Here is a 12,088-nt window from a genome sequence, read left to right as displayed (position 1 = left end):
GAGTTTGGACCGTGTCTCAGTTCCAATGTGGCCGATCACCCTCTCAGGTCGGCTACTGATCGTCGCCTTGGTAAGCCGTTACCTTACCAACTAGCTAATCAGACGCGGGTCCATCCTGTACCGCAAAAGCTTTGATAAGAAAGCCATGCGACTCTCTCATGTTATCTCGTATTAGCATACCTTTCGGTATGTTATCCGTGTGTACAGGGCAGGTTACCCACGCGTTACTCACCCGTCCGCCGCTCTTTACCGAAGTAAATCGCTCGACTTGCATGTGTTAGGCACGCCGCCAGCGTTCATCCTGAGCCAGGATCAAACTCTCAAATAAAAGTTGTTACCCGCTCAGACTATCATTATCTGAATATCTGGCTTGGTTGTATTCGATTCTTTAAAGAATCATTAGTTATTTAAATTAACCTACTGTTTAATTTTCAAAGTTCATTTTAAGCGACCGTGTCGGCGCTACTTTTTTACAACTTCTTTAGTTTACCAAAGTAATTTTACTTTGTCAACTTTTTTCTGTTCCTTTTCTTTTGTGTTTGCCCTTTTCTTAAGGACAAGTATAACTATACCATCTCAAATCCATTTCGTCAACACTTTTTTTGTTTTTTTCTAATTTTATTTATCTTTTCATTTAAATTACTATATATACTAATGTTTACATATATATTACCCACGATATTGAATATTAATTCTTAAACTTCATAAAATATTAAATAAATACAACTTTATATACTTGTATAAACTCTAAGAAAGGAGATGCTATATATAATTATAGCTAACAAATTCTATGTCTACTTTCAACAAAATCAAAGATTTATATGAGGATGGCTACAGATGTATTTACCATAACTGTACAGATAATAATTACACTATATATCTTAAGAATTTTGATTCTGAAGATTCTCAAACTATTGAGATATCAGATGAAAATGAATTTAATCAATTTCAAGGATATATTAATGATTTAAAGATGTCATAACTAATTTTATTTTTCATTTTAAATTTTAAAATTAGATATTAAACTACAAAAATAGAGAGTTTTCACACTCTCTATTTTGTAGTAACTAGCTTCTTTATAAGGTTTAATAATTCCACTCTATCTACTTCCATTTGTTTTTTATGCTCTTTATATTCATTGAAGTTAACAACTTTTCCTCTGTTCTTCTTCATAATAACCACTTCCTATTTTAATTATAAACTTAATATATTAATTCTATACTTAATTAATATTCCCTTCTATAAAATATACAAAATTTCTTAAATATATTCATATTTTATATTTTAATTCTTTATAATATGTTATATTTTTACATTCTATTTTTTTATAAATTTTAATTATATTTTTCATTAAAAAACAGGCACTTTTTATATTTTATGCCTGTTTTTATTGATATATTCTATTTTATTTCCTTTTTCATCCAATCAATAGCTTTATCTAATTGCTTTTCAGGATTTTTTTCCTCTATATTTGGTTTTATTCCTTTTCCATTTATATAATCTCCATTAGGAGTAAAATATTGAGCAGTGGTTAATTTAAAACCTGTACCATCTTTAAGTTCTCTTACACTTTGTACTAAACCTTTACCAAAAGTTGTAGTTCCTATTGAGATACCAGCTTTATTATCTACAATAGCTCCTGTTAATATTTCTGATGCTGATGCACTATTCCCATTAGTTAAAATAGCTATTGGCAATCCTAGCTTATCTTTATCTGATTTTAAGTATTCTGTATTTCCTTTATTGTCTTTAGTGTAAACTATAGTTCCTTCTCCTATTAACTCATCGGCTATATCTTTGCATATATTTAATAGTCCTCCACCATTATCTCTTACATCTAATATTAACCCCTTCATTCCCTCTGATTTCAATTTATCTAGTACAGTTTTAAATTCTTTATATGTATTTTCGCTAAAAGAAGTTATTCTTAAATATCCTATTTTATCTTCTAGCATCTTACCTTCTACGCTTTTTGAAACAATCTCTTCTCTTTTAACTTTAACATCAAATTCATTGCCATCTCTTTTTAAAGTTAATTCTACAGTTGTGCCCTCTTTACCTTTTATCATGCTAATTGCTTCATCTGAATTTTTAGCAAATACATTCTTTCCATCTACCTTTACTATCTTGTCTCCCGCTTCTATTCCACTTTTTTCTGCCGGAGAACCTTGTATAGGAGATACTACTGTTAAGTAATCATCATCTGGAGAAGGACTTATTATCACACCTATACCAACAAAAGACCCACTCGTTTGTTCCTTCAATCTTTTAAACTCATCTTCTGTATAATACTGAGAATATGGATCATCTAATCCTGAAAACATTCCTTTTATAGCTCCATTAACCAAATTATCATCTTTTGTTTTTTGATAGAAATCTTCTTTTATAGCTCCTTCTAGACCTATCATCTTATTGTACTTACTATATTTTTCATATAAATCTTTCGACACTACAACCTTATTACCTAATCCTATTTGCAAAGTAGAGGTAAACAAAGCTGTTACTATTACTAAAACTATTCCATACACGATAGCTCTTTTCTTTGATATCATTCTAGGCATCTCCTTTATCTAATCTAGTATATATTATATGACTAGCTATTCTTTTTATTACCATTTCTATTTTTGTTGCTTAGTTTTTAACTTATGTACTAAAATTTATAATGGATACATATCCATATTATACCATAGTAAAAGGGGTAGATTTTATGAAAAAGGAATTTAGAAAAAAAGTTATTTCTGATAGAAATAACCAAAATTATGAATCTTTATGTAAAAACTCATCAATAATAACTCAAAAAATATTAGCTTTAGATTGTATAAAAAAAGCTAAAAATATTATGCTTTATCTTGATTTTAATAATGAAGTTAAAACAGATGAACTTATAGTTAAGCTTCTTTCTTTGGGTAAAACTGTCTCATCTCCTATAACGATTAAAGAAGAAAAAAAATTAATACCATCTCAAATAATTGATTTAAAAGATGGAGTAAAAATCGGTGCTTATGGAATAAGGGAACCAAAACCTGAATGCTCTCCAGAGGTAGAGGTTAAAGATATAGATGTAGTAATAGTTCCAGCCGTTGCTTATGATAAAGATTGCTATAGACTCGGTTACGGTGGTGGCTTTTATGATAGATTCATAGAAAGGTTAAGAGAAGATGCTATCACAGTAGGAATTGCTTTTGATTTACAAATTTTTGATTCTGTACCTAAAGAAGATCACGATGCTCAACTTGACTATATAATTACAGAAAGCCAAATACTTACACCTAATAAATTTTAGATAATATTAATTTAAAAATGATACTAAGGGTTAAAACTTAGTATTTTAACCCTTAGTATTTTTTATTCCTTTTTATCATCTCTATCTTTTTTATCTATTTGTCTTAAACTCTCAAGCTTATCCTTAACTAAATTATCTATTTCATCTATAGTCTTACCTGTAAGTATCTCTAATCCTTCTTCTATACTACTTATTGCATATATACTAAAAGTTCCAGCTTTTACAGCTTCCACTATCTCATCTTTTAGTATTAAATTCTTAACATTTTGTATCGGAATCATAACACCTTGTTTTTGAGAGAAACCTTTTAACTTACATACATCAAAAAATCCTTCAATCTTTTGATTCACTCCGCCTATAGGTTGTATTTCTCCTTTTTGACTAACAGAACCAGTTACTGCAATACTTTGTTTTATAGGTATATCAGCTATACTAGATATTATAGCGTACAATTCAGTACTAGATGCACTATCTCCATCTACACCACTATAGTTTTGTTCAAAAGTTATTGATGTAGTTATAGATAATGGTCTCTCTTTTCCATACCTTTCTCCTAAATATCCACTTAATATTAAAACTCCTTTATCATGAATACTTCCACTTTGCTTTATTTCTCTTTCAATATTTATTACACCATGTCTTCCCCTATAAGTAGATGCTGTTATTTTTGATGGCTTACCAAATGAATATTCACCTGTACCCATAACAGCTAATCCATTAATTTGACCTACTTTCTCTCCTTCTATATCAATTAACAGAGTTTTGTCTTCAAACATCTCATTTAATTTTTCTTCATATTTATTATTTCTATATACTTTTTGTTCTATTGCATTTTGAACATCTTTTGCAGTGACATATAACTCACTATCATCACTTATAGCCTCTGACTCATATACTAAATCTATTATATTACTAACTCTTGCTGTTAATTTATCTTTATTGTCACTTAACTTAATACTATATTCTATTACCTTTTCAACTGCATCTCTTTCAAAGTGTTTTAATTTTTCATTGTTGCAAGTATCAGCTATTAGCTGAATTGTCTTATATATATTTTCATCATTTTTATCTATTTCTATATCAAAGTCAGCCATCACTTTAAATAGATTTCTAAAATCTTCTTCATATGAGTATAAAAGTCCATAATAACGACTGTCTCCTATTAATATGACTTTCACATCTAAATCTATTGGTTCTGGCTTTAATGTAGATGTTACTAAATATCCATATTGTTTATTAAGAGATTCTATTGATATCTTTCCTGTTTTTAAACTTCTCTTTAGACAATCCCAAGAAAAAGGATTCGATAATAAATCTTTTACATTTATGATTAAGTATCCTCCATTCGCCTTATGTAAGGCTCCTGGCTTTACTTCCGTAAAACTTGTTGTTAAAGCTCCTATCTCATTTTTATACTCTATACACCCTATCAAATTATAGTATGTAGGATTGCTTTCTACTATTATCTTACAATCTTCACACTCACTATTATCTATAAATAAATTTACTTTGTATCTATTAAAAAACTTATCATCATTTTTTTGACCCATCATACCAAATAGCGCCATAGGGTTTTGTTGATTACCTTCATTTTTATCCTTAAATTTATCAATGTTATTAACTATATCATTGCATAAATCATTTATATATCTTTGTATTTTTTCTTCTTTTCCATACTTATCTAGTAAGTATTTATCATAAAACCCAACTAAACTTCTTCCTACATTTTTATCTAAATCAATAGTTTTATTTTTATAATCATCTTCACAATTTTTTATCTTATCTATATATTCCTTGCTATCTTGATTTAGCTTAAGACCCTCTTCTCTTAATTTATTAATTTGTGTAGGAGTTAGTTGACCTAACTCTTGTTCTTGCATTAATGTTCCATCTTCTTTTATTGGGATACTAACAAGTCCTCTTTCTGTAACTTCAAACTTAAATCCTCTAGGCTTGGCAAATTCATTTAACTCTGATATTATTCCTTGAATACTATTTTCAAGTTCACTCATAAGTATTCTGCTATGGTATTCATATTCTTTTGAATTAAATAATTTAGGTACCTCGCACTTTAATTTTTGAATTATTTCTTCTATATCTTCTTTAAATATTTTTCCTACCCCTGATTTGAAAGATAAAGCTGTAGGTTCATTAATGTTTTTAAAATTATTTACATATACCCAATCTCTATTATTATTTTGTTTATTATTGCTGGTATACTTTTTTATAAGTTCACTAGTGTAACTAACTCTTCCCAATCCATTTGTACCTGCAACATATATGTTATATCCACTTTTTTTCATCTTAAGTCCAAACTCAATAGCCTTCACAGCTCTATCTTGGCCTATTATTTCTCTTTTAGAATCTATCTCTTCTGTAGTACTAAATGATAGATTCTCTATCAATGAGCTCGGTTTTAAGTCTTCTACTCTAACTTTATATTTATCTATATTCAACAATCATTCACCTCTTCATATTATGTTAAGTTTTATTTTTCCCCGCTTATTGATAAATAATTAGTTAATATGCAATAATAATATTTTTTTAATAAATTCATCTAATTTAATTATTTTATTTAAAATTTAAAAATATCTTTTAGACATAAAAAAACACCTTAAAATATTTTAAGGCGATTTTTATTAGCTTATGTACATGTTTATTTTTCTAAATTCTTATTAATATAATATGTAGTCTGTTATTCCTCTGTCACATTTAATTCTATATTTTCAGGAAGATCAGTTAAATTGGTTTCTACAACTATGTACGGATATGATTTTTCTTTTTCTTTATATGAAATTTTTACTTTCATTAAACTTCTATCATTTTCTTGAACCATTTCTATTTTATTCATCTCTATTCCCTTTTCATTATCTTTACCTCTGGTTACAATAACATATATCTTTTCGTTTAACTTCACAGCTAAAGCTCTTTCTTCATCTGTATATTTGTCCATCATATCAAGTATCTTTTCTGGTATAGATTCTCTTTGTACTATAGTGTAATCTACTGGATTTGACTTTTCCATAAACATATTTGGGATTACTATAAACCCACCTATTACTAGTATTAATAGAAGTACTCCATATATAACTCCCTTTACATTAAATTTTATATTCATTTATTTCACCCCCATATATTTTAATATATGAAATTTATACGAGCCTTAGAATATTATTTATTAGTATATTTCCAAAACCTCATAAAAAATTTACTTGATTAATCTACGTGCTAACAAACATCTTAATATATCAAAAGACTATATTCATTGCTAAAATACGATATTTTAAAATTTATTGAATTATTTAAGATACAAAACTAGTTGGATTTTACCTTCTATTATTTGAGGAATGTTATTATATGATATGTATTTAGTGAAATATAACGAAAATATAAAATCTTTTATAGTAAATAAATTTGATAATTAAAAAGGATATAGCTTACGCTATATCCTTTTTATATTATTTCTTAGCTATTGCTTCCTTAGCAGCTTTAACTATATCGTTAGATGTTAATCCATATTTTTTTACTAATTCAGCAGGTGTACCTGATTCTCCGAAAGTATCATTTATACCTACTTTTTTAACTACAACTGGACATTCTTCAGTAACAACTTCACTTACTGCTGAACCTAGACCACCTAATATACTATGTTCTTCAGCAGTTACTATTGCACCAGTTTCTTTAGCGGCAGTTATTATTAACTCTTTATCTATAGGCTTTATAGTAGACATATTTATAACTCTAGCATTTATACCTTCTGATTTTAAAACTTCTGATGCTATTATAGCTTCGTTAACCATTATTCCACAGGCTATTATTGTTAAATCATTTCCTTCTCTAACTACTGTACCTTTTCCTATTTCAAATTTATAATTTTCATCAAATATTGTAGGAACTGCACTTCTTCCTAAGCGAACATACATAGGTCCGTAAACTTTAGCTGCTTCAAATATCATTTGTTCTGCTTCTACACCGTCAGCAGGAACCATAACTGTCATATTAGGTATACTTCTCATTATAGCTATATCTTCTACACTTTGATGTGTTGCTCCATCTTCTCCAACTGTTATACCCGCATGAGTAGCACAAACTTTTACGTTTAACTTTGGATAACAAGCAGAGTTTCTGATAACTTCAAAAGCTCTTCCTGTTGCAAACATAGCAAAGCTACTTGCAAAAGGTATTTTACCAGCTGCAGCAAATCCACAAGCTGCACCTATTAAGTTTTGTTCAGCTATACCCATATTGAAGAATCTATCTGGGAATGTTTTATAAAAATCATTTGTCTTAGTTGATTTTGATAAATCTGCATCTAATACTACAACATTATCGTTTATTTGTCCTAATTTAACTAATGCTTTTCCGTATGCTTCTCTAGTTGCTATCTTACTCATTGTCTGCACCCCCTAATTCTTCTAAGGCTCTTTCTAAATCGCTATCACTTGGAGCTGTTCCATGCCATCCAGCTTCATTTTCCATGAAAGATACACCTTTACCTTTTATAGTCTTTGCAATTATCATTGTTGGCTTTCCTACTGTTTCTTTAGCCATATCTAAAGCTGCAAAAATTTGATCGAAATCATGTCCATCTATTTCTATTACATTCCATCCGAAAGCTTTAAACTTATCTACTATAGGACCTATGTTCATAACTTTCTCTACTGCTCCATCTATTTGAAGACCATTATAATCTAAGAATGCTACCATATTATCAAGTTTGTAGTGAGCTGCACTCATAGCAGCTTCCCAAACTATCCCTTCTTGAACTTCTCCATCCCCAAGTATAGTATACACTCTCCATGGTGCATTATCTAATTTAGATGCCATAGCCATACCACAAGCTGCTGAAAAACCTTGTCCTAATGAACCCGTTGACATATCAACTCCAGGTATTCCCTTCATATCAGGATGACCTTGTAACATACTATTTATTTTTCTTAGCTTCATTAATTCTTCTCTAGCAAAGTAACCCTTTTGAGCTAAAGTTGCATAAAGTACTGGTGCTGCATGTCCTTTAGATAAAACAAATCTATCTCTATCTTCCATTTTGCTATTGTTAGGATCTATATTCATTTCATTAAAATAAAGAGCTGTTAGTATTTCTACAGCTGATAATGATCCTCCTGGATGTCCAGATTTAGATTCATGTATCATAGAGACTATATCTTTTCTGATAATACGTGCAATCTCATTTAATCCCTTATGGTCTCTCATGTAATTACCTCCCTGTTTTTCATAAAGTAAATATTACTTATGTAATATATTTTTGTAATCTCATATTATTATATCACTTTTATAGATTTTTTTTACTTTATTTTTTTAATTTAGATATATTATGTATACTTTTTATATATTTTGATATATAATTTTTAACAATTATGATTTTTATATATCAAAATATATATTAGACATTATTTATGATACACTTTTTTTATCTTTAATATATCATATTTCATTTTTAATAAAAAAAAATTATTGATATTAAAAATAATACCAATAATTTTATAACGCAAATAGTCCTAGACTTATCTGAAGACTACTGTCAACTTTTACCATCATATTATCATCTAGACAACCAATTTTTTCTCTTAACCTTTTTTTGTCTATAGTCCGTATCTGTTCTAAGAGAATAACAGAATCTTTATTAAGCCCATATTCGTTCGCACTAATTTCTATATGTGTTGGTAATTTCGCCTTGTTAATCTGTGATGTTATAGCAGCTATTATTACCGTTGGACTATATTTATTTCCTATATCATTCTGTATAATTAAAACAGGACGAACTCCACCTTGTTCCGATCCGACAACAGGGCTTAAATCAGCGTAGTATAAATCTCCTCGCTTTATGTCTAGGTTAATACTCACCCTGGGCTATCTTCCCTTCAATACAATCCTCAGAAGATACTTCATTTGTCATACCTAGTTCAGCCAGCGATAGATTAATTTGCCCCATTTCTTTATAACCTTTGATCATAGACTCTTTTATGTCTATTTTTCTCTTTTGAGTTATATAAAATTGAAAGGCAGCCTTTGCAAAATCTTCTCTATTACTATTCTCCATCTCAACGATATGGTCTACCTCAGAAACGAGGGAATCCGGTAAAGTAAATACTATCTTTTCCTTACTTTTTTTGTGCACAAAATCGCCTCCCGGGGTATACTATCATTATTATTTTATCAAATAACTATCTGATTGTAAAATTGCATTTCTTTCCATATAGATTCTATCTACTCTTCTTGATACCATACATAACACTTCATAGTTTATAGTCTCTAGGCTTTTTGCTACATCTTCTGCTGTCAATTTCTCTTCCCCAAATATTATAACCTCATCGCCAATTTTTATGTCTATATTCTTGTTAATTTTGACCATACACTGATCCATACATATCCTACCTATGACATCAAATATATTTCCTTTAATCATCACCTTAGGATTTTTTTGTATTCTAGAAAATCCATCTGCATATCCTATAGGTATAGTTGCGATTTTTTCTGTTTCATCACTTCTATACTTTAATCCATAACTTATCCCAGTACCTTTATCCACATCTTTTATATGAGCTACTCTCGTTTTTAAAGTCATTGCAGGCTTTAATTGAATAATGTCTCTATCTACTTCTTCTGATGGATAATGACCGTATAGTATTATTCCACATCTTACCATATTAAGATTCAAATCTTGTAAATCTATAATTGCAGCACTATTTGATACATGTTTTATAGGTATGTTTATATCTATAGCTTCTAACCCTTCAACCATATATTTAAATCTTTGTACTTGAAGCTTAGTGAATTCTTTACTTTTTTCATCTGCTGTAGCAAAATGTGTAAAGATACCCTCAATGTCTACAAACTCTAAATCATTTATCGACTTTATATCATTTATTGATTGAGAATTAGGTATAAACCCTATCCTTGACATACCTGTGTCAATTTTAATATGGATTTTAGCATGTTTACCTATATGCTTGGCGATATCATTAAGTTTTTGAGCCATTTCTACTGAGTAAATAGTAATAGTTATATCATTGTCTATAGCAGTTGCTAATGCTTCTTCCGGAATATAACCTAAACAAAGTATAGGAAGCATTATTTTATTTTGTCTTAATTCTATTCCTTCTTCTAATCTAGCTACTGCTATATAATCAACATTTTCTTTTTCTAATAATTTTGCAATCGGTACTGAACCGTGCCCATAGGCATTAGCCTTTAGCACACCACAAATTTTTGTATTTTCATTTAAGGATTTTTTTATATTATCAAGGTTAAATTTGATATTGTCTAGATTTATCTCTGCCCATGTCGGAGCTGTTATTTTGTTCATTTCTTTAGTTCCCCCTTACTTTTCATATTGAAAATCTTTGTAAGTAATAGTGAATCTAATCATTCCTTTAGAATCTATTATTTCCATTTTTTCTGGTTGTTTAGTCTTAATATTAATATACAATATTTGTTTGTTAAAATATTCATCTTCACCTGGTATGTACGTTTCTAAGGCAAGACTACCATCAGATAATTTTATATCAACCTCTTCACTTTGCAGGTAATTTTTTATAAAATCCCCAATAAACATATTTTGATCATTTTCACCTACATTAGGTAGTTCAATTTCATCTTTTATTCCTGGGTTTTTTACTATTATTTTATCTGATTTGTATTCAATAGTTTTACCTTTTAAATGCTCTGGTGATACTAACTCTAATTTATAATTATCTGGCTTATTATAATTATGAATAAATACGTAATTATGTGAACTCTTATTGCCAACTACTTCTACTTCAGCCTTACATGTATATGAATCAATTTCAGATATTACCTTTTGAAATTCTTCATAGGCCTCTTCTTTAGTTAATTGCCTTTTTTGGCAACCTACAATAATAACTAGCATACTTATAATAAGCACTGCTAGTAGCGTTAGCTTACTTCTCACAAAATCCTCCTATATTAATTCTTATTCATTATACATAGCTCTAATTATATCGTATCTACATATAATTCCTTTTAATTTATGTTCTTTATCTACTACTGGAACTCTATTTACTGATTTTTTTATCATAATATTAGCTACATCATCAAAATTATCTTCTTCATTTACAGTTACTATATCAGTTGACATTAAGTCTTTTACTTTGTATGCTGCTATTTCTTTAAACTCTTCTTCCATCTTCTTGTAATCATCTAAAAATATTAACCCTTGGAAAAAGTTAATTATATGAGGAGCTTCTACATGCTGTTCTTTCTTCATTATGTCTGTCTCAGAAATAATACCTACTACCTTATTATCTTCATCTACTACAGGTACCCCTCCTATTCTTTCTTTAATTAGTAACCTTGCAACATTAACTATACTTTCTTCTCTATTTGCCACTATTACATCCGTTGTCATTATGTCCTTAGCTATTTTATTGTTCATAATATCACTCCTTAATTATAGTTATAGCATTAGCTACCGCATATTCTTTACAATGAGATATAGATACTTTTATTTCTAAAACATTATAGTCTATGCATATCTTCTCCAAATTATTATAGGTTTTAACTATAGGTTTTCCTATTTCATTCCTTAATATTTCTATATCTTTAAAATTAAAATTTCTTATACCTGTCCCTAAAGACTTGCTTATAGCTTCTTTGGCTGAAAAATTCCCTGCTATACTTTCAACTCTAAAATTGTTAGATTTAAAATATTCTATTTCATTTTCTGTAAATATCTTTTCTAAAAATCTATTATTTTTATTTATAGCTTCTTTTATTCTTCCTATCTCCACTATATCTATACCAATATCTAATATATTCATAGAT

General features: G+C 28.8%; 13 protein-coding genes and 1 rRNA gene. 2 read left to right on the top strand and 12 right to left on the bottom strand.

Going from position 1 to position 12,088, the window contains the following annotated elements; all coding sequences use genetic code 11:
• A 16S ribosomal RNA gene (locus ABHC41_RS11635) occupies nucleotides 1-328 on the bottom strand; the annotation flags it as partial.
• 462 nt (nucleotides 329-790) lie between these two features.
• Between ABHC41_RS11635 and ABHC41_RS11630 the strand changes: the two genes are divergently transcribed.
• Nucleotides 791-982, top strand: a complete 192-nt coding sequence (locus ABHC41_RS11630) for a hypothetical protein (protein WP_092921369.1) — start codon at nucleotides 791-793, stop codon at nucleotides 980-982.
• Between the two features lie 418 nt (nucleotides 983-1,400).
• On the opposite strand, the gene ABHC41_RS11625 is transcribed toward ABHC41_RS11630, so the two are convergent.
• On the bottom strand, nucleotides 1,401-2,552 hold the full coding sequence (locus tag ABHC41_RS11625) for a S41 family peptidase (RefSeq protein ID WP_166504682.1): 1,152 nt from the start codon (nucleotides 2,550-2,552) through the stop codon (nucleotides 1,401-1,403).
• A 155-nt stretch (nucleotides 2,553-2,707) separates the two neighbouring features.
• Here ABHC41_RS11625 and ABHC41_RS11620 point away from each other — a divergent pair, with 155 nt between their 5' ends.
• Nucleotides 2,708-3,283 carry a 5-formyltetrahydrofolate cyclo-ligase gene (locus ABHC41_RS11620; protein ID WP_166504681.1) on the top strand — a complete coding sequence of 192 codons (576 nt, stop codon included), beginning with the start codon at nucleotides 2,708-2,710 and terminating at the stop codon, nucleotides 3,281-3,283.
• A 62-nt stretch (nucleotides 3,284-3,345) separates the two neighbouring features.
• On the opposite strand, the gene ABHC41_RS11615 is transcribed toward ABHC41_RS11620, so the two are convergent.
• From ABHC41_RS11615 to acpS, 10 genes are all read right to left on the bottom strand, one after another.
• Nucleotides 3,346-5,739, bottom strand: coding sequence for an ATP-binding protein (locus ABHC41_RS11615; protein WP_271893883.1), 2,394 nt, complete (start codon nucleotides 5,737-5,739; stop codon nucleotides 3,346-3,348).
• Between the two features lie 239 nt (nucleotides 5,740-5,978).
• Nucleotides 5,979-6,401: a hypothetical protein gene (locus tag ABHC41_RS11610; protein WP_092921379.1), complete on the bottom strand. Its 423-nt coding sequence runs from the start codon at nucleotides 6,399-6,401 to the stop codon at nucleotides 5,979-5,981.
• Between the two features lie 340 nt (nucleotides 6,402-6,741).
• Entirely contained in the window at nucleotides 6,742-7,677 is a 936-nt protein-coding gene (locus ABHC41_RS11605; protein WP_092921381.1) for a transketolase family protein, read from the bottom strand.
• Complete coding sequence (locus ABHC41_RS11600; RefSeq protein WP_092921383.1) at nucleotides 7,670-8,497, bottom strand: transketolase; 828 nt, start codon at nucleotides 8,495-8,497, stop codon at nucleotides 7,670-7,672. The genes ABHC41_RS11605 and ABHC41_RS11600 overlap by 8 nt, the downstream gene beginning before the upstream one ends.
• Nucleotides 8,498-8,785: 288 nt before the next feature.
• Nucleotides 8,786-9,148, bottom strand: a complete 363-nt coding sequence (locus tag ABHC41_RS11595) for a type II toxin-antitoxin system PemK/MazF family toxin (protein ID WP_092921385.1) — start codon at nucleotides 9,146-9,148, stop codon at nucleotides 8,786-8,788.
• Nucleotides 9,138-9,344 carry an antitoxin gene (locus ABHC41_RS11590; RefSeq protein WP_271899774.1) on the bottom strand — a complete coding sequence of 69 codons (207 nt, stop codon included), beginning with the start codon at nucleotides 9,342-9,344 and terminating at the stop codon, nucleotides 9,138-9,140. Before ABHC41_RS11590 ends, ABHC41_RS11595 begins: the two co-directional genes overlap by 11 nt.
• 108 nt (nucleotides 9,345-9,452) lie before the next feature.
• Entirely contained in the window at nucleotides 9,453-10,610 is a 1,158-nt protein-coding gene (alr, locus tag ABHC41_RS11585) for an alanine racemase (protein WP_166504680.1), read from the bottom strand.
• Between the two features lie 15 nt (nucleotides 10,611-10,625).
• Nucleotides 10,626-11,216, bottom strand: a complete 591-nt coding sequence (gerS, locus tag ABHC41_RS11580; RefSeq protein ID WP_166504679.1) for a germination lipoprotein GerS — start codon at nucleotides 11,214-11,216, stop codon at nucleotides 10,626-10,628.
• A gap of 21 nt (nucleotides 11,217-11,237) precedes the next feature.
• Nucleotides 11,238-11,699: a CBS domain-containing protein gene (locus ABHC41_RS11575; protein WP_092921392.1), complete on the bottom strand. Its 462-nt coding sequence runs from the start codon at nucleotides 11,697-11,699 to the stop codon at nucleotides 11,238-11,240.
• A gap of 4 nt (nucleotides 11,700-11,703) precedes the next feature.
• On the bottom strand, nucleotides 11,704-12,084 hold the full coding sequence (gene acpS, locus ABHC41_RS11570) for a holo-ACP synthase (RefSeq protein ID WP_092921394.1): 381 nt from the start codon (nucleotides 12,082-12,084) through the stop codon (nucleotides 11,704-11,706).
• Nucleotides 12,085-12,088: the final 4 nt, after the last annotated feature.

It is taken from the genome of Romboutsia sp. 1001216sp1, from assembly GCF_039841805.1.
Lineage (GTDB): Bacteria > Bacillota > Clostridia > Peptostreptococcales > Peptostreptococcaceae > Romboutsia_C > Romboutsia_C hominis.
This window is presented reverse-complemented; position numbering and strand designations above follow the sequence as displayed.